19 protein-coding genes and 1 pseudogene are annotated in these 25321 nt (G+C 69.6%); 9 read left to right on the top strand and 11 right to left on the bottom strand.

Annotated features, from left to right (window positions below; translation table 11 throughout):
* Nucleotides 1-154 precede the first annotated feature (154 nt).
* The 3 genes from ACWDR3_RS37795 to ACWDR3_RS37785 are packed head-to-tail and all read right to left on the bottom strand — an operon-like array spanning nucleotide 155 to nucleotide 1589.
* The gene (locus tag ACWDR3_RS37795) at nucleotides 155-646 is read right to left on the bottom strand and encodes a DUF4188 domain-containing protein (protein WP_450357104.1); all 492 of its coding nucleotides are present in this window, start codon (nucleotides 644-646) and stop codon (nucleotides 155-157) included.
* 14 nt (nucleotides 647-660) lie between these two features.
* On the bottom strand, nucleotides 661-870 hold the full coding sequence (locus ACWDR3_RS37790) for a 2TM domain-containing protein (protein ID WP_450357103.1): 210 nt from the start codon (nucleotides 868-870) through the stop codon (nucleotides 661-663).
* Nucleotides 870-1589 carry an alpha/beta fold hydrolase gene (locus tag ACWDR3_RS37785; protein ID WP_450357102.1) on the bottom strand — a complete coding sequence of 240 codons (720 nt, stop codon included), beginning with the start codon at nucleotides 1587-1589 and terminating at the stop codon, nucleotides 870-872. Before ACWDR3_RS37785 ends, ACWDR3_RS37790 begins: the two co-directional genes overlap by 1 nt.
* A gap of 176 nt (nucleotides 1590-1765) precedes the next feature.
* Here ACWDR3_RS37785 and ACWDR3_RS37780 point away from each other — a divergent pair, with 176 nt between their 5' ends.
* The 6 genes from ACWDR3_RS37780 to ACWDR3_RS37755 all read left to right on the top strand — a co-directional run bounded on the left by ACWDR3_RS37780 (nucleotide 1766) and on the right by ACWDR3_RS37755 (nucleotide 12239).
* Nucleotides 1766-4330, top strand: coding sequence for an FAD-dependent oxidoreductase (locus tag ACWDR3_RS37780; RefSeq protein WP_450357101.1), 2565 nt, complete (start codon nucleotides 1766-1768; stop codon nucleotides 4328-4330).
* Between the two features lie 208 nt (nucleotides 4331-4538).
* Entirely contained in the window at nucleotides 4539-7718 is a 3180-nt protein-coding gene (locus tag ACWDR3_RS37775) for an ATP-binding protein (protein WP_450357100.1), read from the top strand.
* Nucleotides 7702-8910, top strand: a complete 1209-nt coding sequence (locus ACWDR3_RS37770; protein ID WP_450357099.1) for an aminotransferase-like domain-containing protein — start codon at nucleotides 7702-7704, stop codon at nucleotides 8908-8910. The genes ACWDR3_RS37775 and ACWDR3_RS37770 overlap by 17 nt, the downstream gene beginning before the upstream one ends.
* 53 nt (nucleotides 8911-8963) lie before the next feature.
* Nucleotides 8964-10304, top strand: a complete 1341-nt coding sequence (locus ACWDR3_RS37765) for an MFS transporter (RefSeq protein ID WP_450357098.1) — start codon at nucleotides 8964-8966, stop codon at nucleotides 10302-10304.
* Nucleotides 10305-10390: 86 nt separating this feature from the next.
* The gene (locus tag ACWDR3_RS37760; protein WP_450357097.1) at nucleotides 10391-11194 is read left to right on the top strand and encodes an alpha/beta fold hydrolase; all 804 of its coding nucleotides are present in this window, start codon (nucleotides 10391-10393) and stop codon (nucleotides 11192-11194) included.
* A 169-nt stretch (nucleotides 11195-11363) separates the two neighbouring features.
* Complete coding sequence (locus ACWDR3_RS37755; RefSeq protein ID WP_450357096.1) at nucleotides 11364-12239, top strand: DUF3592 domain-containing protein; 876 nt, start codon at nucleotides 11364-11366, stop codon at nucleotides 12237-12239.
* On the opposite strand, the gene ACWDR3_RS37750 is transcribed toward ACWDR3_RS37755, so the two are convergent.
* Genes ACWDR3_RS37750 through ACWDR3_RS37735 form a run of 4 tightly spaced genes read right to left on the bottom strand, consistent with a single transcriptional unit; the run spans nucleotide 12232 to nucleotide 17836 of the window.
* A complete protein-coding gene (locus ACWDR3_RS37750) occupies nucleotides 12232-13476 on the bottom strand; it encodes a CHAT domain-containing protein (protein ID WP_450357095.1) in 1245 nt (414 codons plus the stop codon). The two genes, ACWDR3_RS37755 and ACWDR3_RS37750, sit on opposite strands and share 8 nt — an antisense overlap.
* Nucleotides 13477-13493: 17 nt before the next feature.
* Nucleotides 13494-15182: a tetratricopeptide repeat protein gene (locus ACWDR3_RS37745; RefSeq protein WP_450357094.1), complete on the bottom strand. Its 1689-nt coding sequence runs from the start codon at nucleotides 15180-15182 to the stop codon at nucleotides 13494-13496.
* Nucleotides 15183-15185: 3 nt separating this feature from the next.
* Entirely contained in the window at nucleotides 15186-16433 is a 1248-nt protein-coding gene (locus tag ACWDR3_RS37740; protein ID WP_450357093.1) for a hypothetical protein, read from the bottom strand.
* A complete protein-coding gene (locus ACWDR3_RS37735; RefSeq protein ID WP_450357092.1) occupies nucleotides 16433-17836 on the bottom strand; it encodes a hypothetical protein in 1404 nt (467 codons plus the stop codon). The genes ACWDR3_RS37740 and ACWDR3_RS37735 overlap by 1 nt, the downstream gene beginning before the upstream one ends.
* 113 nt (nucleotides 17837-17949) lie before the next feature.
* Between ACWDR3_RS37735 and ACWDR3_RS37730 the strand changes: the two genes are divergently transcribed.
* Nucleotides 17950-18375, top strand: a complete 426-nt coding sequence (locus ACWDR3_RS37730; RefSeq protein WP_450357091.1) for a hypothetical protein — start codon at nucleotides 17950-17952, stop codon at nucleotides 18373-18375.
* A gap of 177 nt (nucleotides 18376-18552) precedes the next feature.
* Here the strand turns inward: ACWDR3_RS37730 and adh are convergent, their stop codons facing one another.
* The 4 genes and pseudogenes from adh to ACWDR3_RS37710 all read right to left on the bottom strand — a co-directional run.
* On the bottom strand, nucleotides 18553-20076 hold the full coding sequence (gene adh / locus ACWDR3_RS37725) for an aldehyde dehydrogenase (protein ID WP_450357090.1): 1524 nt from the start codon (nucleotides 20074-20076) through the stop codon (nucleotides 18553-18555).
* Nucleotides 20077-20327: 251 nt separating this feature from the next.
* Nucleotides 20328-21659: a GAF domain-containing protein gene (locus tag ACWDR3_RS37720; RefSeq protein WP_450357089.1), complete on the bottom strand. Its 1332-nt coding sequence runs from the start codon at nucleotides 21657-21659 to the stop codon at nucleotides 20328-20330.
* A gap of 71 nt (nucleotides 21660-21730) precedes the next feature.
* On the bottom strand, nucleotides 21731-22330 hold the full coding sequence (locus ACWDR3_RS37715; protein ID WP_450357088.1) for an N-acetylmuramoyl-L-alanine amidase: 600 nt from the start codon (nucleotides 22328-22330) through the stop codon (nucleotides 21731-21733).
* A gap of 56 nt (nucleotides 22331-22386) precedes the next feature.
* A pseudogene (locus ACWDR3_RS37710) lies at nucleotides 22387-22926 on the bottom strand (acetamidase/formamidase family protein); the annotation flags it as partial.
* A gap of 60 nt (nucleotides 22927-22986) precedes the next feature.
* Between ACWDR3_RS37710 and ACWDR3_RS37705 the strand changes: the two are divergent.
* On the top strand, nucleotides 22987-24543 hold the full coding sequence (locus ACWDR3_RS37705) for a recombinase family protein (protein WP_450357087.1): 1557 nt from the start codon (nucleotides 22987-22989) through the stop codon (nucleotides 24541-24543).
* Nucleotides 24544-24826: 283 nt separating this feature from the next.
* Complete coding sequence (locus ACWDR3_RS37700) at nucleotides 24827-25156, top strand: hypothetical protein (RefSeq protein ID WP_450357086.1); 330 nt, start codon at nucleotides 24827-24829, stop codon at nucleotides 25154-25156.
* The last annotated feature ends 165 nt before the right edge of the window (nucleotides 25157-25321 follow it).

Raw genomic sequence — 25321 nt, 5'->3', positions numbered from 1 at the left:
CGAACCGCAGCGCCGAGGCGTACGTGTCGTCCGGGTCCAGCCGCCGCAGCTCCTCCGCGATCAGCTCGGCCGTGACCCGTCGTGGACCTCTCGGGTCTAGAGGGAGCCCAGCTTCTTCGGGTCTCGGCGTGAGCGGTCCTCGTGGAGCGGACGCCTACCTCTCTGCCGCCCGCAGACGCTGGGCCGCGGTGTCTCCGCGACGGCCGACCGGTACGACACCTGTCGCGGCACCGAGGCCGTACGCGGGCATGTCGACGTACACCGATTCGTAGGAGCCCGACGGGACGATGAACGTCTCGTGCCAGATACCGACATGACCCTTTCCGGCGCGTGCTCGCCGGTTGAACTCCGTCCACGCGGGCCGGTGTTCCCTGTCCTGCTGGTGGGCGTAGGCGAGGAGCCGCTCCTTGTCGGTCCAGTACTGGACGACGTAGAAGTCTCGGAGGCTGCCGTAGAGCACCTTGTAGCCGAGGAACCCGCTGTCCTTGTCCTCCGACAGTTCACGCAGCATGCGCGGCATCGACCTGAATGCCGGGAACCAACTGGAGAATGCTCGCAGCCGGTTGATCCGCAGCCCTATGTGGAAGACGACGATGTCGCCTTCGGCGGCGGAGGTCTGACGGCCCGGAACTACTTTCTCGGACATGGATCTCCTCTGTTTCACGGCCGGACGAGCGCTCGGGATTTCGCACGAATCACCCAGAAGTGGATCGCCAGCCCGATGCCCCAGCCCAGAATCGACCACAAGGGCCAGAAGAACAGGTCGGGTGTGAGAATTCCCCACAGCACCACCTGGGCCACATTGGCGATGACGTACCAGAACAGGTGGATCCGCAAGCCCCACCTCATGGCCTTTTCGTTCTTGTGCATCACGCCTCCTGCGTTTCCTGTACGGCTGTCTCGATGAGGCCCACCGTCGCGCCCGGCCGTGAGACGAACACCATGTGCGAAGCACCCTCGACCACCTGGGTCTTCGCGCCGGAGCGCTGGGCCATGAACTCCTGCGTCGCCGGAGGAATGATCCGGTCGGCGCCGCTGATCAGGTTGTAGTTCGGGATCGTGTGCCATGCCTGCGGACCGGTGGCGGGCTCGCCCAGGGCGGCGCCGGTGGCCGGGCGTTGCGTGATCGAGTAGAGGGTTGCTTCCTCTGCCGACACGTCGGCGGCGAAATGGGGATGAAAGACCTTCGGGTCGATGTACAGGTCGACCTGACCGTCGGGCAGCGGAACAGGTTTGAGGGATTCGCCCACTGTGCTGCCCGGGAACTTCTCGACCAGTGCTTGCGCGCTCTCGCCCGTCTCCGGCACGAACGCCGCCAGATAGACCAGTGCCTTCACGTTCGCGTTTCCCTCGGCGGCGGTGGAGATGACCGCACCGCCGTACGAGTGCCCGACCAGCACGATCGGTCCCCCGATGCTGTCCAGCAATGCCCTGACATTGGCCGCGTCAAAGGCGAGCCCTCGAAGGGGATTCGGCGCGGCGACCACTGAATGGCCGTCGGCGACAAGCCGCTTGGCGACGGCGTTGAAACCGCTGCTGTCGGCGAAGGCTCCGTGTACGAGCACGATCGTCGGTTTCCCGTTCTCCATGGACCAGCCTTTCCTCGGGCGTGCGGATCGACGCAAAGCTATGGCGTCGCACTGGACGGAAAAGGAATGAGGCCGGGACCTGGTTCCGGGGGGACTTCCCTGGTCATTCAGTCGCCGTCAAGCCGGTTCGGCCAATCTGAGCGCCTCGGAGGACAGCTGACTGGGGGGTGCCGATGGTGTCGGACGAAGAAGCCGACGTGGTGGTGATCGGGTCGGGTATGGGCGGTCTCGCGGCGGCGCGCACGATCGCGCAGTTCGGCGGGAAGCGTGTGCTCGTCCTCGAACAGCACTACACGCTCGGCGGGATGACCCACGAGTTCTCCCGCGCCGGGCGCTACCGGTTCGGGACCGGGCTGCATTACATGAGCGCGGACGCCGGCCCGTTCCTCGGGTTCATGACAGACGGAAGGGCGCAGCTCTCGCCCCTGCCGGACGAGTACGACGCACTGCACTTCCCGGGGTTCGACTTCACCGTGCCCGCCACGAAGGAACGGTTCCGTGCGCGTCTGAAGGAACGGTTCCCTGCCGAGTCCGACGCGATCGACCGATTCTTCCGGACCACGCGCAGGGCCATGGCCGGGCTGACCGTGCGCAATGTCCTCGCGTCGTTCCCCGCAGGGCTGCGCAAGGCGGGTGCGCCCGTCGTCGAGCGGCTCTTCCCCTCGGCGTACCGGTTGTTGCGGGACCAGGTCGCCCGCGGCTTCCGCGATCCGCAGCTGCGGGCCGTGCTGGCCGCGCGCTGGGGGCTCTACGGCACTCCGCCGGCATCGAGCGCCTTCGGCTATCACGCCGCGGTCCCGCTGACCTTCTTCATGGACGGCACCGCACATCCCGTGGGCGGCCCGCAGGAGCTCAACCGGGTCGTTCTGGAGATCCTCGCGCGGTACGGCGTGGTGCTGCGCTCCCGGCAGCGGGTTCATGAGGTCGTCGTCGAGAGGGGCAAGGTGGTGGGCGTCGATGTCGAGGACACCGCCACCGGCCGCCGGTACCGGGTGCGGACGGACACCGTCGTCTCGGCGGCCGGGGTGCGTAACACGTACGCCCTGATCGGGAAGAGCCACGAACTGGCGGAGCTGCCCGAGGAGCGGTCGGCGGTCATGCTGTTCCTCGGACTGGACCGGTCACCGGCCGAGTTCGGGCTGCGCGGCGAGAACCACTGGTTCATGCCGGACCTCGACGACAACGGCAGCATCCATCGCCCTCCGGGCGAAGGCACGCTGTACGTCTCCTTCGCCTCGCTCAACAACCCCGCCGCCCGGTTCCACACGGTGGAGCTGCTGGAACTCGTCGATCCGAAGGTGGTCGACCAGTGGCGCGGCACGCCCGGGAACGAACGGCCGGACAGCTACCGGAAGTTCAAGGACGAGCTGACCGGTCGGCTGATCGCCCGCCTGGAAGAACGGTGGCCCGGTTTCCGGGAGACGATCGCATTCGCCGAACTGGCGACACCGCTGTCGTTCGAGACCTATCAGCACAGCGTGCTGGGCTCCTTCTACGGCCTCGCGGCGACTCCCCAGCGGCTGCGCTCGGCGCGGGCGGGATGCCGTACCCCGGTCAAGGGTCTGTTCGTGGCCGGGCAGGACGCCTGGGGTTCCGGCGTGGTGGGGGCGCTGGCGGGCGGGCTGATGGCGGCGAACGCGGTCCTGAAGCCGCGGCAGCTCGGGACGATGTGGCGGGCCGTCCGCGCCGGCGGGGTGACCCGGGATCCGGCCACGCCCTGGGAGGGGTATCTGCGCGTGGCCGGCGTCGAGGTGCTGACCCCGACGGTCCGGCGGATCCGCTTCGAGCCCCTGGACGGGGGCGCGATGCCGTTCTCGTTCGCCGCCGGACAGTACGTGAAGGTCGAACTGCCCGTCGCCGTCGAGCCGATCGAACGGTCGTACTCGATCTGCAGCAGTCCCGGGGAGAGCGGCTTCGTCGAGATCGCCGTGAAGCACGAGCCGGACGGGCTGGGCTCGGGGTTCCTGCATGAGGAGGTGGAGGTGGGGTCCGCGGTGCGGGTGAGCGGCCCGCACGGGGAGTTCACCTGGGAGCCGGGCACGCAGGCGGACCCCCTCCTGCTCATCGCCGGGGGCGTCGGGATCACCCCGCTGATGAGCGTCCTGCTCGCGGCCGCCGACGCCGGCCACACGGGGCGGATCGTCCTGCTGGCGAGCTACCGGAGCGAGGACGAGGTGGTGTTCGGGCCGGAGATCGAAGCACTGCGGTTCCGGCTGCCGGGACTTGAGGTGTCGGTCTTCGCGACCGACCGGCAACGGCGCATGGGCTTCGACGAGTTGCTGCCCCACGCGGGCCCGACGACCCGCGTGCACCTGTGCGGGCCGGCGCCCATGATGCAGGATCTGATCGGCCGCCTGGCAGAACTCGGGGTGCCGCGAGCAGCCGTCCGCACCGAGGCGTTCGTGTCCGGCCGGAGCAAGGAGACCCGCCGGGAGAAGGCGCACGCCATCGCGGTCGCCGCCGTGGCGGCCGGTGTCACCGAGTTCATGATCGGCAGGGTGGACGGCACTCCGGCGTTCCCGTGCGGCCCCGGGCAGTCGGTCCTCGACGCCGCCAACGCCGTCGGCGTCGCGTTGCCCCAGTCGTGCGGCGAAGGCGCTTGCGGTACCTGTCGGGTACGGGTGGTCTCCGGCGCCTACGAGAGCGACGACCGGGGGATGTTCTCCGCCGACGAGTTGGCGGCGGGCTGGCGGCTGGCCTGTCAGACACTGCCCACCGGGGACCTGGTGATCGGTCAGTAGGACGGGCGGCCGGCGAGCCGGCGATCCGCGTTCATGACGTCGACCGCCGGTGAGCGAGGTCGCCGGCCTGCCTGTCGGGAACCTCGTGCCGCCACGACAACACCGCCCGCCGGCCGCCTCGACGCATGGACCCGGGCCGCGGAGCAACCGTAAAATGAATATGCCGCAGTCGAACGTGGTCGGGCCGTGAGTAGGGGTAGGGGTGGGCTTGGCTTCCTCCGGCGGACATCTGCGCCTCCAGGTACTCGGTCCGCTGCGGATATGGCGGGACGGCGTCGAACTGGACACCGGGCCGCGGCAGCAGTCGTACCTGCTCGCGGTCCTGCTCGCCCGCGCGGGCGAGCCGATCAGCACGAGCGAGTTGGTCGACCTGGTCTGGGCCGAGGACGTCCCGGCGTCGGCTGTGAACATTCTCCAGAAGTACGTCGGCGCGCTGCGACGGCTGTTCGAGCCTCTGCTGCCCGTCCGCGAAGCCGGCTCGTTCCTCCACCGGCGCGGCAATTCCTACCTGTTCACCGCAGGCTCCGCCACGCTGGACCTCGTCGTATTTCGAGAATTCGTCGATGCCGCCAGGGCCGCGCTGACCCGGCACGATCACGAGGCGGCCCTCGATCACTACGTCGGAGCGCTCGGGCTCTGGCACGGTCCGGCGGGCGACGGCATCGCCGACGGGACGAACACCACGACGGTCTTCACCGCACTCGACAACGAGTTCTACGACGCGTGCACGGCGGCGGCGGAGCTCGCCGTCTCGATGGGCCAACCGGAGCGGGTGCTCGCGGCCCTGCGACTGGCCGCGTCGATGGCACCGTTCAACGAACCCGTGCTGGCCGGTCTCGTCGGCGTGCTCGGCGCCGCCGGACGCCAGGCGGAGGCACTGGCCATGTTTCGGCAGGTCCGCGACCGGCTCTCCGAGGAACTCGGCATCGACCCGGGTCCGGCGCTGGAGGAAGCACAGCGGCGGATTCTCACGCAGTCCCCGGCGTCGCCGCTCGCGCGGGAGACGGACGAGGAGGCAGGGCGAACCACGGCGGCCACCATGATCGGTCGGACCGAGGAACTCGCCACGCTGCGGCGCATCGTGGAGCGCGCACTCGCCGGCGACACCGCGATCGGCGTCGTCGAAGGCGAACCGGGCGCGGGCAAGACCCGGCTGCTGGAGGAGGCAGCCGCCGTGGCGGGCCGGCTGGGCGCGCTCACCGTCTGGGGCTCCTGTCTGGAAGGCGACGGGACACCGGCGATGTGGCCGTGGGAGCAGGCACTGAGCCAGGTCGTCCGCAGTCTGCCCGCTCCGGCGAGCGAGCAATGGCTCACCGGCGGGCTGGGCAGCCTCCTCGTGGCGCGGGACGACGGGACCCGGGAACTCCCTGACGGCAACGCCCAGTTCCGGCTGTTCGAGCAGGTCGTCGCCCTCGTCGGACAGGCCTCGGCGCGGCGGCCGACACTCCTGATACTCGACGATCTCCAGTGGGCCGACATCACCTCCCTGCAGTTGCTGCAGCACCTGGCGGGACGGCTGCCCCAGGGCGCCGCGATCATCGGCGCGTTACGCGACCGCGCACCCACACTCGGCCCGGACCTCTCGCGAGTGCTGGCCGCCGCCAGCCGGCTGCCCGGTCACCGGAGGTTCCGGCTCGGTCCGCTCGGTCCGGCCGACGTGGCCGAACTCGTCCGCCACGAGGCCGGCCAGGATCCCGGCGACGCCGTCGCCCGCGCCATCCACGCCCGTACCTCCGGCAATCCCTTCTTCGTCCGTGAACTCTCCCGGCTCCTCAGCGGGAACGGCGCGATCGGCGACGGCGACCCGTCCGCCTCGGCCACGGTCCCCTCCACCGTCCACGACGTCGTCCGCGACCGGATGGCCGGGCTCGACGACCGCGCCCGCGACCTGCTGCACGTGGCCGCGCTCATCGGCCGCGACGTCGACCTCAGACTGCTGTCCCGGGCCACCGGTGTGGACGTCGCGGACTGCCTCCACCGCCTGGAACCGCTGCACACTCTCGGGCTGCTCGAACCCGGACCGCAGGACCCGTCCTCGCTCCGCTTCGCGCACGACCTGGTGCGCGAGTCGGTCTCCGAGACCGCGACGAAGGGGCAGGTCACGCAGTTGCATCTGCGTGTCGCGGACGCGCTCGAACAGATCCACGCCGACGACGAGGACGTCGCCGAGCGCCTCGCGTACCACCTGTGGGCCGCCGGCCCCCTCGCCGAGCCCGTGCGCGTCGCGGAGGCGCTGATCCGCGCCGGCCGCCGCGCGGCAGCCAAACTCGCCTTCGAATCCGCCAATCGACAACTGCGCTCCGCCGTACAGGTCACCCGGGCTTCCGGACTCATGGAGCTGGAGTTCTCCGCCCTCACGCTGCTCGCCATCGTCGTCAGACGACAGGCGGGGTACGACGCCTCGACCTTCGACCTGCTGGAGCGGGCCGAATACCTGGCCAGCACCCTCGGCCGGGAGGCGGAAGCCGCGGATTTCCTCTTCATCCGCATGATGGGTGCCTACACCTCCATCGAGAAGGGCCGCGGGGAGTTGGCCCGCCGGCTGCACGAGCTCGGTCAGGTGTCCTCCGATCCGGCCGTCCGACGCTACGGCCGGCACGCCTGGGGCCTGCATCAGTGGGACATCGGCAACATCGGCGAGGCGTACCGGTCCTTCGTCAAGGAGGACGTCGCCGCCGTCGGCGGCACCGTCGCCCCGGACGAGGAGACACCGCTGAGGCGGGACGGCAGCATTCCCGGGGAGGGGCCCGGCTGGCGGGCCGTCATGACCGCGCTGCACGGTGATGTCGACGCGGCGCTGGCCTTCGTCGACACCTGGGACACCCCGGGGGACCCGTACGCGGCCTCGGTCTGGGTCTACTACACGACCATGATCACTTCGATGGCCGGGGACGCCGAAACGGCGCGGCGAGCCGGTGAGCGGTGGGCCGCCGCCGGCTTCGTGCGGCTCCGCGCCCACATCGACCTCTACATCCGGCAGTTCTGGTGCTGGGCACGCGCCCTCACCGGTGAGGATCCGGCCGGCGCCGCGACCGAGGCCGAGGAACTCCTCGCCGCCCACCTGCTCGATCCGCCGCAATGGGGCATCGCCTACCACTACGCGCTGATCGCCGAGATGTGGCTGGCAGCCGGATCGCCCGATCGAGCCGAAGCCGCTCTCGACCGAGCCGACCGGGCCATATGGGACTTCGGCCAGCGTTACGCCGAAGGGCTCCTCCTGCTGCTGAGGGCACGCCTGCTGCAGGCCCGCGGCGCACCGCACCCCGCTGTCCGGGCCGCCGCCGAACGGGCCCGCGCGCACTCCACCGCACGCGAGGCGCACCTGTTCGCACGGCGAGCCGAACAACTCTCTCAGGACCTGGAGGCGACGCATGACCGCAGATCCTGATGAGGAGCAGAGCGGGCTGACGGCCCTGGCCCGTGGGCTCTCGGCGCCGAAGGGCTTCGTCGACGCCAGCTTCGCCGCCCCGGCCCCCGGAACCATTCGCCTGCTGGGCGGCATCCCCGCGCCCACGGCCCTGCCGGTCGAGGCGATCGGCAAGGCATCGGCCCAGCTGTGGCAGGCCCCCGACGCTGCGATGGCGAGCCTCCAGTACGCACCGCCGCGCGGATCCGCCGCGCTGTGCGACTGGATCGCGCGACGGGAGGGCGTCGACCCGAGCCGGATCGTGGTGACGAACGGCGGCATGCACGGCCTCTCCCTGGCGGTCCTGACCGTCGTCGAGCGCGATGCCACCGTCGCGGTGGACGATCCGGTGTTCCCGGGGTTCCTGTGGGCCCTGGAGGTGTCGACGACACGGATCCTGCCGGTACCGGTCATGGCCGACGGCTTCGATGTCGAACACCTCGCCCGACGGCTCGCCACCGGCGCCCGGATCGCCGCGGCCTACACCGTGCCCGACTTCCACAACCCCGCCCAGGTCAGTCTCTCGGCGCCGAAGCGGCAGGCACTGATCGAACTCGCCGAGCGGTACGGCTTCTACGTGATCGTCGACAATCCGTACCGCGAACTGCGCTTCCGCGGCCAGGACCAGGGCGTCGCGGTCTTCAACCGGTCGGACCGGGCGATCCACGTCAACTCCTTCACCAAGACCCTCGGCCCCGGCTGGCGCGTGGGCTGGCTGGTGCTGCCGGACCACCTGGTGGACCCGGTGACCCGGCTGCGCAACCGCCTGGACGTACACACGTCCTCCGTGACCCAGGCGATCATCGAACGGCTGCTCACCGACGACGCCGAGTGGTTCGACGGGATCGTGCGCGACGCCACCGCGCTCTACCGGGAACGCGCCGGCGTGCTGGTCGACGCCCTGCGGGAACAACTCCCGGGCGCCCTCGACATCGTGGCCCCCGAAGGCGGGCTGTTCCTCTGGCCGCGGCTCACCGACGACTCCGTGGACCCCGCCGCGCTGTTCCGGCGGGCGGCTGCCAACGGCGTGGTCTACCAGCCGGGCGAGTACTTCGCGGCGGACGCGGCGGATCCCCGGGGGCGGTCCTCGGCCCGGCACCTGCGGCTGTCCTACAGCGACCGCACTCCGGAGGAACTGCGGGAGGCCGTACGCCGGCTGGCCCTGGCCTTCTGAGGACGCCTGCGAGCAACGACAGTCCCCTACCGCGGATCTCCTGGAGGCGGCTCATGGCCGACGTTCGGCTCCCCCTGCGCGCACTCGTCCCGTTCGCCACCGGTTCGATCGGCATGGGCATCTGGGTCACCGTGCCGGGCATCTTCCTGCTGTACTTCCTCACCGACGTCCTGGCCGTGCCGCCGTACACGGCCGGTCTCGCGCTGCTGCTGCCGAATGTCGCCGACATCGTGACGCACCCGTGGGTGGGCCGGCTCTCCGATGCCGACCTGGCCGGCACCGGCCACCGCCGGAGACCGATGCTGGTCGGCTGTGTCGTGGTGCTCGCCTTCGTGGCCCTGTTCGCCGTGCCGTCGGACCTGCACGGGACGACCGCCGCGATATGGGTGGCCGTGGCGCTCGTGGTCGGCAACCTGCTCTACTCCTGCTATCAGGTCTCCTACCTCGCCACACCGGCCGACCTGGGCATCGGTTACCACGAGCGGACCCGCCTCATGGGCTACCGCAGTGTCGTGATCATCGTGAGCGTCCTGCTCGCCGGCGTGGCCGCGCCGCTGGTCACCGGCGACGAACCGGGCGTCGGCGACTACACGAGAATGGCCCTGCTGTTCGGGGCGGTCATGGTCGCGGCGATGCTCGTCGGCATCAGCGGCGTGGCCCGCCTCAACCAAGCCGCGCCGGGCACCTCTGCCGAGCCGGGGCACCGGGGCGGGCTGCTGGTGGCGTTGCGCGACCGGCAGTTCCGTGCGCTGACCGCGTCCTATCTGACCGTCGCGATCACGATGAACCTGGTACTGGCGGGCATGCCGTACTTCGCCGAGTACGAGCTGGGCCGCGCCGAGCTCACGTCCGTGCTCATCGCGGCGTTCATGGCGCCCGCGGTGCTGACCACGCCCCTGTGGGTGGTGGTGGCCCGGCGTCTGGGCAAGCAGCGCAGTCTGCTCGTCGCCCAGGCCGCGTTCGTGGCGGGCTCGTCGGTGCTGGCCCTGGGTCGCGCGTCCGGCCTGCCCCTGCTGATCGCGGCCGTGGCGGTGCTGGGCGTCGCGTTCGCCGCGATGCAGCTCCTGCCGCTGTCGATGGTGCCCGACGTCGTCTCCGCCGCCGGGCCGGCCGGCAGCGCCAGTGCGGGCAGTTACACCGGTGTGTGGACCGCCGCCGAGGCCACCGGCGGCGCGTTGGGGCCGTACGTGTACTCGGCCTGCCTGGCCGCGGGCGGGTTCGTGGCCAGCAGCGCGGGCGAGCACACCACGCAGTCCTCCGGCGCGCTGGCGGCCGTCCGCTACGGCTTCACCTTGGTGCCGACCGTGCTCATGACGATCGCCATCGTGCTGCAACGCCGGTACACCCTGGACGAGCACGCGCATACGGAACTGACAGTGAAGCAGCCCCTGTAGGGCGCCCGGATCCGTGTTCAGTGCCCGTCAAGTAACCGGCTCTACGTTCATCGACGAGAACACCGGATACCGAAGGGCGTACAACGATGACGACAACTCGCAGAGCGCTGTTGGCCGGATCCGCCGCGGCCGTGGTGGGCGCCGCACTCGACGCGCCCGCCGCACAGGCACACACCGGAAGCGGCAGTGGCAGCGGCCGGAAGCCCACCGTGGTCCTCGTGCACGGCGCGTTCGCCGACGCCTCCGGCTGGAACGGGGTCGCCGCCCGGCTCGTCCGCGACGGCTATCCGGTCATCGCACCGCCCAACCCGCTGCGCGGTGTGGCCTCCGACTCCGCCTATCTGGCCGGCATCCTCGCGACCCTCAGCGGCCCGCTCGTCCTCGTCGCGCACTCCTACGGCGGCATCGTCGTCACGAACGCCGCGACCGGCAACCCGAACGTGAAGGCGCTGGTCTACGTGGCCGCGTTCGTACCCGATCAGGGCGAGACGCTGCTGGGCCTGCAGACGAAGTACCCGGGCAGCAGGCTCAGCGAGGCGGCGCTGGACTTCCGCCCCTACGGTGAGGGCCTCGTCGACGGCTACATCAAGAAGGAGTTCTTCCACGACGTGTTCGCCGGGGACCTGCCGAAGGCGACCACCGAGCTGATGTGGGCCGGCCAGCGGCCGGCGGACGTGCGCACCCTCGGGGAGCCGTCCGGCGCACCGGCTTGGAAGACCGTTCCGTCCTGGTATCTCGTGGGCCGCGACGACCAGGTGCTGCCCCCGGCGGCGCAGCGGTTCATGGCGCGCCGGGCCGGCGCGCACACCTTCGAGGCCGACACCTCGCATGTCGCGATGATCGCGCGGCCCGCGGAGACGGCCGCCCTGGTCAAGCGCGCCGCGCGCTGACACCACGAGATTGGGCGGCGATGCCGATGTTCGAGAGGCTGGGCCGGACGATGGTCAGCCGACGGTCGACCGTGACATCCTCGAGCGGGGCGCGGCGGACATCGCCTGCGCCGAGGCGATCTCCGTAACTTGTGATCGGTAGGAGTCCCGGCGGCGAGAACCTCGCCGCATGGACCTTCAGACGATGCTCGGGCTGTGGTGGACGGTGCCCGCAGGGCTGGCGTTGGCCGGTTACGCGTGTTCGCTGGCCGGGCTGACCCGGCCGCAGCGGGCGGTGTGGGTGACGGCTCGGGTCGTGGAGGTGCATCCGCCGGGACACGGTGAATCGGGGAACCACGGGATACCGGTGACGATCGTGTACCAGGACCCCGGCACCGGGCGGGAGTTCAGGCTCCGGCACGAGAACAGGCGTGGCGACCGGGTGCTGGTGGCCTGGGTGGGACAGGAGTTCCCGGTCCGGTTTCCGCGGCGGCGGCCGGAGCGGTTCTACCTCATGCTGGACAGCGAGGGGCGGACCTCCGGGACCGGTGGGCCGAACTGTATGGTGATCCTTCTGGTGTTGGGGCTGGTCGTCCAGTCGTTCTTCGCGTGGGGCTGGCAGTGGGGGCTGATCTGCGTCGGCGGACTGCTGCTGCTCGTCGCCGCGTTGAGCCGGGACAGCGAGTATGTCCGCGCCCGCGCCGCCCAACTCGCCGCGGGCGTCACCGTCCAGGGCCGCGTGGTCGCCGTCACCAGGGACCTCCACTCCGACGGCGAAGGCGGCGAGAGCGTCAGCCACGCCTCCGTCGTCGCCTTCACCACCCACGAGGGCGTCGAGGTCACCGCGCTGTGCACGCAGGGCATCCGGAACATCGCCAGGTCCCTCGGCCGCGACATCCCCGTCCGTTACGCGCCCGCCGACCCGTCCCTCCTCACCGCCGACCCCGACCACGAACGCCATGAGCGCACATGGAACATCAGGTTCATCGCCACTCTGCTGGTCGCCGGGACCGCCGCGATCGGGATGGGCGCGTACTGCCTCCACCACCCCTGGCCCCTCACCTGACGATGCAGGTCAAGGCCGCCCAGAGGAGGGGCGAGTGCTCGATCCGGCCGTCGGCGCGCCACTGGTCGAGCAACTGTCGTTGCCAGGTGCCGAGATGGCGGACCGGGTCGTGGTCCTCGTGGGCCGCGTCCACGGCGACCACGGCCTCCGTGAGCGGCCGTACGGACTCCGGGAGACCGGCCAGACGGTGGAAGGCGAAGCTGGTGGGGAGCACCCAGCGGGTGGCGGTGACCAGGTGGGCGCCGTTGTGGATCATCGCCGTCGCCAGGCCGAAGGACTCCGCGAAGCGCAGATCGCCGCCGCTCTCGCAGGCGATCAGCGCGACGCGCGGTGGTGCGGGCCAGAGGTGAGCGCCCGGTACGCCGTCCGCGCGCAGCGGGAGCGTGCCCAGGAGAAGGTCCTTGGCGGACAACGGGCGGTGGGTGCGCACCGGTTTGGCCATCCCCGTGGTCTCGGGGCCGCAGCACAGATGAAGGGTGACGTCCTCGCTCTGCCCGCCCTCGACCGGGGCGCCGCTGACGTGACCGACGTACATCAGACGCCGGGCACCTTTGCGCAGCGCCTCGCCCAGCCAGTCACGGTCGAGGTCGCTGCGACGGAAGGCCTCGGCGGGGGTGGCGACGGACGGTACGACGGTGCCCGCGTCGAGCCTCCGCCGCACGAGGGACAGCAGCGCCGGGTCCGAGCCGGGCTGCCCCAGGACCGAGCCGAGCGGGGAGTCGGCGCGGAAGCCGGGGACACGGGGATCCAGGACAAGAACCACGGCGTCCGAGTCCGGGTCCTGATCGGCCGGGGTGGTGCCCGCGCGTCGTAGCGATGCCGGCGCCGTGGTGGCGATGTCCACGAGGTCGATCAGCCGTACGTCGCTGTCGTCACCGTCCACGGCCAGCAGCTCCCACGGGACCTGGGCGACCCGGGGCGACGGCTGGAGCCGCATCAGCGGACGGCCCAGCTGGGCCGACACCTGGCGGATCTGGTCGGTCAGGCCCGGCGGCCACAGCACCTCGGCCAGCATGCGGGAGAGGCGGAGCTCTCCCTCGTACGTGGCCAGCGCGCCGGACGCGAACACGCGCCGCATGCCCTCCGCACCCCCGCCCGGCAGTTCGGCGGCCAGCGCGCGGATCGCCTCGTCCACGTCGGCCCCCGGGGCGTACCCGGTGCCGAAGCCCTGCGCCCCACGGGTCCACGTCCAGGTCATGTGCAGATCACCGGCGTCGGCGAGGCGGACCTGGACCACCGGACGGTTCAGGTCGGTCAGATCGTCGGCGGACAGAACGGCACCTCTTCCTCGCTCACGATCCGCCGGTGATAGCGGAACTCGGCTGCCTGGACGTACTCCTGGAGCGCGGTACGGCCGCCCGCCTGCGCCGACATCACGATCTTCGGCGGCGGTGCGACCCGCAGACCGACGGAGGCGGCGGCCTCGGCCGCGATGCCGCCCAGCGTCAGGGGAGCGCCGTCATCGGGGGCGTACGTCTTCATGGCGGCGCCCGTTTTCATGGCGGCCTCCGGGAAGACTGCCGCCGCCTTGTCGGTGGTGGACGTACGGCTCAGCGCCAGGGAGGCGCCCGCGCACCGGTGTTCCACCAGCTCGAAGATCAGCCCCTGGTCGTTGCCACGGAGGGCCAGGCGGAAGACCAACTGCATGGCTTCGTCCGCCAGTTGGAGCCACTGGCTGCGGGCGTGGGCGGTGGCGAAGTCGTAGCGGGCCGCCTCCAGAGCCAGGGCGGCGGGCAGAGCGAGGGAGAGCGCGTTGGCGAGCGAAGTGCGTTCGTGGACGCCGTGGTCGGTCCGGTTCAGGTTGTCCTCAAGGGTTTGCGCGAGCATCAGGTCCACTTGGGCGCACCGCTCGTACACCCCGCGCTCCTGATACACGTCCCGCGCGCCCTGGGCCAGCCGCTTCATCTCCTCGATGTCGCCCCGTTCGTACGCGTGCCGGGCGCCCAGCAGCATGGTGTCGGCGGCGGCGATCGAGGCACCCACCTGCTGGAAGCGGGCCAGGCTGGACGCCGTCAGAGCGGCGGCGCCTGCCGCGTCCCCGCGGTGTGCGGCGATGGCGGCACGGGCCTGTTCGCAGACCGCCAAGTCCTCGGCCTGGCCCTGCCGTTCGAAGATCTCGGCGGCCCGCGCGTACAACTCCTCCGCGCGGTCGAGGTCGCCGGCCCGCAGCGCCGCGTACGCCCGGTGGGAGAGCACCTGTTGGCGCCCCGCGTGGTGGCCCAGCGCCAGATAGGCCTCTTCCGCGCGGGCGAAGTAGTCTTCCGCCTGCTCGAACCGAACGGTCGAGGCGCAGACGACCCCCAGGCAGTCCAGCAGATACGGCTCGGCCGGCGGCGCGTCGGCCAGCAGCGCGGAGGCCAGTTCCTCGGCCGCGCCCCACGCGCTGCGGTCCATGAGCAGATGCACCCGGCTCAGGCCGATCTCGGCGGTGCGCAGCCCCTCGGGGTCGTCGAACTCGGACAGCAGGGCCGTCGCCTCGTCCATCGCTTCCTGCGCCTCGTCGAACTGCCCGGTCCTGCGCAGCAGTTCGACCCTGGCCAGGAGTGTCTTCAGCAGGACTTCCAGCCACAGTTGGCGGCCGTTCGGTCCCATCGGCACGGACGCGATGCCCCGCACCAGTTCGAGGGATTGCCCGATGGAGAGGCCCGCCCCGGGCAGATCCGTGGCCGCGAGCTGAACCGTCCCGATGTCGGACAACAGGTGCCCGCGCAGGAGCTGTACGTCGGGGGAGTCCTCGAACGACTCGGCCATGGCGAGGAGTTCACCGTAGACGGCCAGCGCGGCCGGGAGATCCGGGGTGAGTTGATGGTGTTCGGCGAGCGCGAAGCCGCTGTCGAAGGGCTCGCCGTAGCTGAGCGCCGCTGCCTGCTCTTCCTGTTCCGCCGCGTCTTGAGGGCCTTGCGGGCCTTGAGGGGCTTGAGGGGCTTCCGGCTCTTCCGGCATGGGTTAGAAGTCCTCCTCCACGGCGGTGGCGGCCACGATCTCGGCGAGGAAGGGGTGGTCCGGGTGTGCGGCCTCGCTGTCGTGCGGTGCCTGTGCGGTCTCGCTGTCGTGCGGTGTCGCCGCGACGCCGAGCCGGTGCCGGGCCAGGGCTCGTACCGCCTCACGTGCCGCACGGTCATCGGCGCCCCGTCCCGGGTCGAACCCGGGCAGCAGGATGCCGACTTCGATGCCCGGTGTCGTCGAGGCCGGGATGTCCAGGTCCGCCCGGCCGGCCCACAGGTCCTCCTGCCTGGGCAGCAGCACGCGGTTCGGCGGGCCGCCGTCCACGCGGACCTCCGCCGCGAGGTGCACCCCGCCCATGGGGGCCGCGATGTCGGCGACGACCTCGACCTCGATCCGTCGCCCGGCGCCGAGCGCGTACGCGGTCCAGGACACGGCGTTCTCGGCGGCGTCGACGAAGCCGGGCGGATAGCGGCACCAGTCGTTGGTCCCCGAGCCCCGGGCGACCACGCGGCCGGTCGCGGTGCGGGGAGTGCCTGCCGCGAGGGCGAACTCCTGCTGCCGTACGAAGAGTTCGGCGAGGTCGAGTGGCGTGGCGGTGGTGGCGGTCGGCCTGTGGTCCTGTTCCTGGGCCGACCGGAGGTGGCGTAGTGACTCCCCGTCCAGCCCGGCGTTGTCGGCCGCGTCGTCGATCAGCCGTAGGACACGGTCCAGTTGGCGGGGCGGGGCCGCCGACCGCCGCCAATGGATCAGTGGGTCGAGCGCGGCAAGGTGCTCCTCCAGCAGTTCGGCGCCCTCCAACTCGCCCACTTCATCGAAGAGTCGCTGGCATTCGTGGGTCAGTGCGGCCAACTCAAGGCCGAGTACGTCCGGTTCGAGCGCGGGAATCCCGTCCAGGTACGACGTCGGCCACCAGCGGGCCGCCCAGTGCCCGAGGGCGAGGCGGGCGGCGGCCTCGGCGAGGGCGGTCGGCTGCTCGTGGAGGGTTGGCTCGGCTTCTGGGGCTCCGGACGCGAGGGCGTCGACAGCGGCGGCCGTACCCTCGCCGTAGACCGCCCACAGCCATTGCTGGGCCTGCCCCACGTCGTGGATCTCCGCTGTCGGCAGACCTGTTGGGCCCAGCACGGGCCAGGTCAGGACGGCGCCCGCGACATCGAGAACGGCCCGGGTGAAGGCGGGCCCGGCAGCCGGGCCGTCGATCCGTATGACGCCGTCCTCGGCCCGGGTGATGGCACAGCGCCGTTCAGGCATCACGCGCTCCTCGGCTCGGCGGTGATCGTGGCGGTCGTGGCGGTCGTGGCGGTCGCCGACAGGGTGCGCAGTGCCGTACGGACTCGTGCTCGGTGGTCCATCATCACCGAGCGGGCGACCCCGTCGAGCACGCCCCAGGCCGCTGCCGCGTCGGGCAGTGCCGCGTCGCGGACGTCGCGCCCGTGCAGCCGTACCCACAGGCGCCGCATGTACGCGGTCCACGGGGTGCGCAGGTCCTGGGCGAGGGCGTTCAGCACACCGCCGTCCGGGTCGGGGCGCGGGGAGACGGTCATCCTGCGGGCCCGGAGGACCGAAGCCTCCCGCTGCCAGCGGCTGTTGACGATGCGGTGTGCCGCCGTCGACCCCGCCACGGAGGTCCCGGCGCTCAGCGGATCGAGACCCAGCGGATCGAGGCCCACAGCGAGTCGGCCGCCGAGCACGACGGTGACGCGCAGGCTCTCGTCGTACAGGCCGAGCGGGGCGCAGCTGCGGCCGGCTTCTCGCCGTACGAGCTCGGGCACGGTCGGCAGTTGCTCGCGGTGGGCCGATGCCTGGAGCACGGTGAAGAGCCGTTCGAAGAGCGTGCGGTCGAACGGCGCGGGGAGGGTGGCGGTCGAGGCGCTCCGGCCGACCTCGGGGCGCGGGGGCACGCGGTGTGCGGTCAGTCCTAGGTGCGGGGGTACGTCGGCGCGGTCCCAGACGTCGGCCGGGTGCGCCGCCCACAGGGCTCGCCCGAGCAGGCTTCCGTGCCCGGCACGGACCATGGCGGCGAAGGCAGGCGCATCAGCTCCCGCCGTCCCCGCCGCACCGCAGCTCTCGAGAACTTCGGCCGCCAGGCCCGTATCGATGGCACCCGGTACCGCTTCGCGTCCGTCCCACGCCGCTGCCAGCTCGGCGTCGAGCCGGGCGCGCCGGGCGGCGTCCGCCAGATGCTCCCTCAGCGCCTCCACCGTCCGTCCGCCGGAAGCGTCCACGACGTCTTCGAGTACCGCCCTCGCCACCGCGTCCGCGCCGGGCCCCGGCGCCCCGTGCTCGGTCGCCAGCTCGAAGCACCGCTGGAAGTACAGGTCCTGGGGGTTGCCCGCCACGATCCCCAGTGCCCGGCGGGTCTTCTTCAGCAGGGTGAACCACAGTGCGGTCGCCTCCAGAACCGCACCGGACTCCCGTATCAGCGCGTCGAGTTGCACCGCCTCCCGCGCGTCGAGGAAGTCGGCGGCGAGTTCCGGACGCAGCGCGGGCCGGACGATCAGCGGCAGCACGATCAGCTTGATCGTCCGGGTCAGCGGCGCGCCACCGGGCCCGCTCAGCGCTTGAGGACCCGGCCCGAGGCCGCGCCAAGCCCGGTCGATGACCATGGCGCGCGGACGGCGCTCGCCGGTCGGCGGCCGGCTCGGGGACGACATGATCAGAGCGTACGTCCTGTGAGAACTGGTGGTCGAACCTGGGATCGGTAGGCGCTGCCCGCCTCCTAGTGTCCACACCACCAGGCAGAACGGACCGGAAGGGCAGGCACAGCATGGGAATCTTCGGCAAGGGCAAGAGCCGCGAGGAGAAGGCCGCCAAGATCGCGGAGCAGGTGGCAGGCGGCAAGGGTTTCTACGGCCGGATGACGCGCGCGACGCTCGGCAGCGAGGACTACGCCAAGCTCCAGCAGTCGCTCGGCGCGTACCAGTCCGGTGCCACCGTGCAGCAGCTGCTCGCCATGGGAGTGCCGACGGTCCCCGCCGTCGTCGTGTCCATCGGCGACACCGGCAAGATGGTCAACTTCGACCCGGTCGTCAACCTGGTCCTCCAGCTGACCGGGGTCACCGCCGACCCGATCACGCTCCAGACCATCGTGTCGAAACTGCGCATCCCTCGTGCCGGTGACCAGGTACTCCTGATCGCGGACCCCGCCAACCCCGGCCGCTACCTCTACGCGGGAGACGGGGTGACACCGTGACGACACGGCCGTACGAAGTGCTGGCGAGCGACACCACCCTGCTCACGTTCGACGGCCGGGTGCTGGAGCTGATCGGCTTCGGCGACACGTACCGCCACTCCTTCTCCTACGACCCGGAGCGCCTCCAGGTTGCCTGGAGCGCAATGATGCCTCCAGGCAACCGACTTCCTTCGGGCTCTAGAAGAACCCGAGCTTCTTCGGGCTGTAGGAAACGAGCAGGTTCTTCGTCTGCTGGTAGTGCTCCAGCATCATCTTGTGGTTCTCGCGTCCGATGCCCGACTGCTTGTAGCCGCCGAACGCCGCGTGCGCCGGGTACGCGTGGTAGCAGTTGGTCCAGACGCGGCCCGCCTGGATCGAACGGCCCGCGCGGTACGCCGTGTTGATGTCCCGCGTCCACACACCCGCACCGAGGCCGTACAGCGTGTCGTTGGCGAGCTTGATGGCGTCGTCGAAGTCGTCGAAGGACGTCACGGAGACGACCGGACCGAAGATCTCCTCCTGGAAGATCCGCATACGGTTGTCGCCCTCGAAGATGGTCGGCTGGACGTAGTAGCCGCCCTTCAACTCACCGTCGTGGTCGATGCGTTCGCCGCCGGTGAGTACGCGCGCGCCCTCCTGTCGGCCGATGTCCAGGTAGGAGAGGATCTTCTCCAGCTGGTCGTTGGAGGCCTGGGCGCCGATCATCGTGTCGGTGTCCAGCGGGTGGCCCGGCTTGATCAGCTCGGTGCGGGCGACGGCCGCCTCCATGAACTCGGCGTAGTGGCCGCGCTGGACGAGCGCCCGCGAGGGGCACGTGCACACCTCGCCCTGGTTGAGCGCGAACATCGTGAAGCCTTCGAGCGCCTTGTCGCGGAAGTCGTCGTTCTGCGCCCACACGTCGTCGAAGAAGATGTTCGGCGACTTGCCGCCGAGCTCCAGCGTGACCGGCTTGATGTTCTCGGAGGCGTACTGCATGATCAGCCGCCCCGTCGTGGTCTCACCCGTGAACGCCACCTTCGCCACCCGCGGACTCGACGCGAGCGGCTTGCCCGCCTCGACGCCGAAGCCGTTGACGATGTTCACCACACCCGGCGGCAGCAGGTCGGCGATCAGGCTCATCCAGTAGTGGATGGACGCCGGGGTCTGCTCGGCCGGCTTGATGACGACCGCGTTGCCCGCGGCGAGGGCGGGCGCCAGCTTCCACGTGGCCATCAGGATGGGGAAGTTCCACGGGATGATCTGCGCGACCACACCCAGCGGCTCGTGGAAGTGGTACGCCACCGTGTCGTCGTCCAGCTCGCCGACCGAACCCTCCTGCGCGCGGATCGCGCCCGCGAAGTACCGGAAGTGGTCGATGGCCAGCGGGATGTCGGCCGCCAGCGTCTCGCGCACCGGCTTGCCGTTCTCCCAGCTCTCGGCGACCGCCAGCGCTTCGAGGTTGGTCTCCATCCGGTCGGCGATCTTCAGCAGGATGTCCGCGCGCGCCGTCACCGACGTACGGCCCCAGCCCGGCGCGGCCGCGTGCGCCGCGTCCAGGGCCCGCTCCACGTCCTCGGCCGTGCCGCGCGCGATCTCGGTGAAGGACTGCCCGTTCACCGGTGACGGGTTCTCGAAGTACTGCCCCCGTGCCGGCGGCACGTACTCGCCGCCGATGAAGTGGTCGTAGCGCGCCTGGTAGGAGACGATCGCGCCCTCTGTACCGGGCGCCGCGTAACGGGTCATGCTGGTCGGCCTCCTTCAGCACCGCCGCCCGCCGTTGGGCAGCGTTCCTCGGGACGCTAGGAGCGAGGACGTTGCAACTACGTTGCCGTGCCGTGTCACACGCCAACGCGCCCTTACGGCAGGCCCGTTCGGCACCCCCTCTGCAAACGGGGGCTGGCGTCGGCCCGGTGCCGCGCATCTCCTACGGTGCCCACGACCCCGGCGCCGCACATGTCCCACACTGCCCAACCGCCCCGGCGCTGCCCGGTCCCCTACGGTGTCCGACCGCCCCGGCGCGACGAGGTCCCCGTCCAGTCCGCCGGCGCCGCCAACTCGGACTCCAGCGCCGCCAGTCGCGCCCGGACCGCCGCCGTCGGCCGGACCACGGACAGCGCCCGCCACACGTCGAGGTCGTCCTCGCCCCACGGCGCGTGCGCCCAGTCGGACAGCAGGTCGGGATCGCGGCGGGCGATCAACGCCGTACGCAGTCCGTCGGCGAGGCGGTGCCTGAGCCGCACCACCGCCGGGGCCTGCGACCCGGGCAGCAAAGGCCCGGCGTACGCCGTCGCGGCGGCCGTGACCGCCCCCGTCTCCAGCCGCCGCTCGACGGTGGTGACGTCACACTCCACCGGCACGGTGAGCCGGTACGGCCGCGAATCGAGCAGCCCGGGTCCCAGGACCCTGCGCAACCGGGCCAGTTCGGCGCGCAGCGTCACCGGCGTCACCGACTCGTCCTCGTACAGCGCGCACAGCAACTCGTCGCCGGTCAGCCCCTCCGGATGGCGGGCGAGCAGCACGAGTATCTCGCTGTGCCGCCGGCTGAGCCTGATCGCGTGCCCGCCCGTGACCAGGTGCGCCTCGTCACGGCCCAGCGCCGTCAGCTCCAGCGTGTCCGCCGCGGGCCACTCCGGTGCGAGCAGCGCCAACTGGCTCTCCGCCGCCCGCGCGACCGCCTGCACGAACCCCAGACTGTGCGGATGCGCGAGCCCGTCCCCGCCGGTGATGTCCACGGCACCGAGCACCCGCCCGGTGCGCGGATCGTGCACCGGAGCCGCCGCGCACGTCCAGGGCTGCACCCGCCGGGCGAAGTGCTCGGCGGCGAAGACCTGCACCGGCCGGTCGACCGCCACCGCCGTCCCCGGCGCGTTCGTCCCCATCGCCGTCTCCGCCCAACGGGCACCCGGCACGAAGTTCATCAGCCCGGCCTCACGCCGGGTCGACGCATGCCCCTCGACCCACAGCAGCCTGCCCTGCGCGTCGCACACCGCGAGCAGATGCTCGCCGTCGGCCGCGAACGTCCCCATGAGCTCACGGAACAGCGGCATCACCCGCGCGAGCGGATGCTCGGCCCGGTAGGCGCCGAGGTCACCGTCCGTGAGATCCACACTCGCCGTGCCGTCGGGCCCCACCCCCGCCCGCCTGGAACGCCGCCACGACTCGGCCACCACCGAACGCACCGGCCGGGGCACCGTGCCCTTCTCGGTGAACGTCTCGTGCGCGCGACGCAGCATCCGCGCGTGCTCGGCAGGGTCGGCCCCCGGTTCGAGGGCCACCCACGGATCGGTCAACTGGGCCTCCTCGAAGGGCGATGCGGTTGGGGACATCGTCACTCCGGGTACGCGCGCGGACAACCTTTTCGACGGGGCCGACCGCAACGACGCTGAACGGGTCGCCTTCAGGCGAAGTTGACCAGCCTCATGTACCGCGTCCAGTCCCAGTTGGGACCGGGATCGGTGTGGTCCGTCCCCGGCACCTCGTAGTGCCCGATGATGTGCGCCCGGTCCTTGGCGATGCCGTACTTGGCGCAGATCGCCGCCGTGAGTCTCGCGGACTGTTCGTACAGCGCGTCGGTGAACCAGGCCGGTTTGTCCACCCACCCCTCGTGCTCGATGCCGATGCTGCGCGTGTTGTAGCTCCAGTTCCCCGCGTGCCAGGCGACATTGGCCTCCCGGACGCACTGCGCCACATGACCGTCCGCGGAGCGCACCAGATAGTGCGCCGACACTTTCTTCTGCGGGTTCTTGAAGATGGCGAGCGTGTCCGTGTACGTCTCCTGCGTGACGTGGATGACCACCCGGTTCACGGCGTATGAGGCGGGGCGGTCGGACACCGTGTAGTTGGAGGTGGTCGCAGGCTGCCATTCGGCGCCCGGGTAGTCGACGGCCAGGGACTGCGCACCGGCCCGTGTGTCGGGGAGTAACGCGTACGGGACGGCGGCGAGTGCGGTGCCCTTCAGGAACCGTCGCCGGGTGGTGCTCGGTCTCGCTTGCTCCATCGAGCCGCGCCTTTCGGTCGTGACGTGTCTTTCGGCCGTGGGGTGTGGCGGGCCGCTCAGCCCAGCAGCGTGGCCGCGGTCTCCCGCAGTCGCGCGTGCACTCCGCGGTGAGTCTCGCGCGTCGGCAGCCACTGCTTGCGGAGCTTGGCCACGCACGTGTAGTTCGTGTCGCACACGTTGGCCAGCGGTGACTCCACGGCCTGGGTCGCGAACTGGTACGCGTCCAGCTCGCTGAACCCGTAGTCGCGCACCAGCCACTGCACCAGGTCGAGCTGGGATATCCGGAACGCGTCCTCCAACGGACGAGCCGAGCCCGTCGAGATGATGTGCGTGTCCGATTCGATGCGCGGCCACGGGGTGGCGATCCCCTTGAGCAGCTCGACGATGACGACTGTGTTCATCGCGCACTCGACAGCGACCCCGCAGGTCTCGCCCTCGCCTTGGCGGGCGTGTCCGTCGCCCAGGCTGAGCAGCGCGCCCTCCACGTTCACGCCGAGGAAGCAGGTCACGCCCGCCCGCATCTCCGGTGTGTCCATGTTCCCGCCGTGCGCGTCGGGCACCAGGGCCGAGCGCACCTCCAGATTCGCGGGCGCCAGTATTGCGAATAGCACTCCAATTCCGTATAATACGGACATAAGTAAGCGGAGTGCACAAAAATGCTCACAGCGGAAATCGCATGGGCCACAAAGATCAAGGAATCCCCGGACGGACGCGGTGGTCTCGCCCGCGTTTCGATGAACCGGAACGGTCTCAGTGAAAGCGTCGCCAATCAACTTGGCGATATTCGTCTGTGCTTCGATGACCAGGCGTGGCCGATAGATGAAGGCCTCTTCTTTTCGGACGACAACATTTCAGCGTCCGAGTACAGCACCAAAGAACGACCAGGCTTCATCGCGATGTGCGAAGCCGTTCGTCAGCGTCGGCTATGGCTAATCGTCGTCACGGAGGTTTCGCGCCTTACTCGCGTTGTCGAGGTAGCGGTGGACTTCGTCAAACTTGCGCAGGCTGCTGGCGGCGTAATCATCATGACCACCGAGGGAAAGACGTTTGACCTCAAGACGTCAACCGGTGTGCATGATTTCTACGACGCCGTGGTTGGCGCTAGTCGCGAATCTGGCACAAAGTCTGACCGCATCAAACGGAACAAGCGCAAGGTAGCGGAACAGGGTCGCTACCATGGCGGCCCTCCGCGTTACGGCCGAGTGCGCGCTATCAAAGACCAATTTGGGCGCGTCACCAACACGGGTAGCGTGGGCGTTGACATCGTTGAGCACGAAGCGGAAATTCTTAACGAGACGATTGATCGGGTTGTGCAGGGTTGGCCGCTGATGTCGATTGTCCGCGATCTCAAAAAGCGTGGCGTCGTCCGCGTAGGAGGAAAGCCGTTTACGGTAACAACCCTGCGTCAGACCATTTCCAGCAAGCACCTTGTGGGCATCAGGGTGTACAAAGGGCGTGAGTACCCTGGTGCTTACCCAGCGATCATCAAGGATCGTAAGAAGTGGGAAAAAGCTATGGCCATCCTCAAGGCGAATGAGCAGCTAAAGGGGGCAGATGCCCGTTCCTACCTCTTGACCGGATGGTGTAAATGCGGAAAGTGCGCGAACAAGATGTCAGGGCATTGCCGCGATGATGGACAAGGCCCAATAACGGCGTACCGGTGCAACACGCATGACCAATACGGTGACAAGGTTGGCTGCGGCCTTCGCCGCCTTGCCGAGCCGATAGAACTACTCGTCACTGACGCAGTGCTCTACCGCTACGACTCACCAGGATTCATCCATGCACTTCGCCGTTCCTACCAAGAAGACAGCAAGAACGATGAGCTTGGCAAGCTCATCGACAAAGCCCAGCAGCTTCAAGGCCGCTTGAATGAACTGGAAGATGCCTGGACCAAGGGTACCGAAGGACTAGATCTCGCTTCTATGCTGCGGATGAAAACAGCCATGCAAGCCGAACTCAAGACCGTGAACGCCAAGCTGGAACACAGCGCAGCAGGACAGATGGTCGCCGCCATTACAACTGGCGGCGTGAAAGAGGCATTCGGTAAGGCCGACTTCGCGCAGCAACGCGTCTACATCGGCCTGATAGTTGAGGAAATCATCATTGACCCTGTGGAGCCGACAGACCCCCGCCCGCTCTGGACACATGAAGCAACAGGAAAATCGTGGCGGTTCGATCCGTCAAAAGTGCGCATTAAGTTCAAGTACTAGTCTTGCTCGATGATCGAGGCCGTTAAATCGGCCGCTTGTGCCAAGATAGCGGCGTCTTCGACAAACTCAGAGACGCCGCTGCTTGCTGCCTGCTCTCTAACGTATTCGGCAAGGTCAAAAATTGGTTCCACTGGATCATTCTCCGCTTATGTGACTAATTATACGCCATCAGTCTTTAGCCACCAAACTTCTCAAGCGCTCCTCCAAATCATTTTGGCTTAATAAGAGTGCGGACAAGGAAAAAGCCTTGACCGGGCACCGAAACACCGAGTGGAGCAGAAAGATGGCAATCGTCAGTCAGAAGGTCTCAGACCTCAGCGGTAAGCAGGGAACCGACAAGCAGTTCGCCGCAGTCGTCGTCCGACAGCACCCGGCTATCGACCAGCCGAAGGCGCTGGATGTACTCGCTTCCGAGTTGGGCCAGTTCAAGGACATCAGTGATGAGCTGGTGATCCTCGAAATCACGATGCCCGACAACAAGAAGCGCGACATGTACGTCACCGTGGAGGAGTTCAACAAGCTCGCCCCCGACATGCCCAAGGTTCTGGAAGACGCACGCGGCACCCGTGGCCGCGTCCCCGGAACCAAGGTTGGCAACGGAAACGGCAGCTAACCCCTCAGCTCCGTACCTGCCAACGCTCCCGGCAGTACGGAAATCCCCCGTCCTGGTGATCCGAAAGGGTCATCGGGACGGGGCTTAACAACTTAGCCGTGAGATTCAAATCTGGAGTGAAACGACCGTCACTCCAGACCCAGTCCCACGGTCGAGAAAGCAAGT

The organism is Streptomyces sp. NPDC001002 (genome assembly GCF_053599215.1).
Note: the sequence above shows the minus strand (reverse complement) of the source record. Positions and strands in the feature narration are given on the sequence as shown.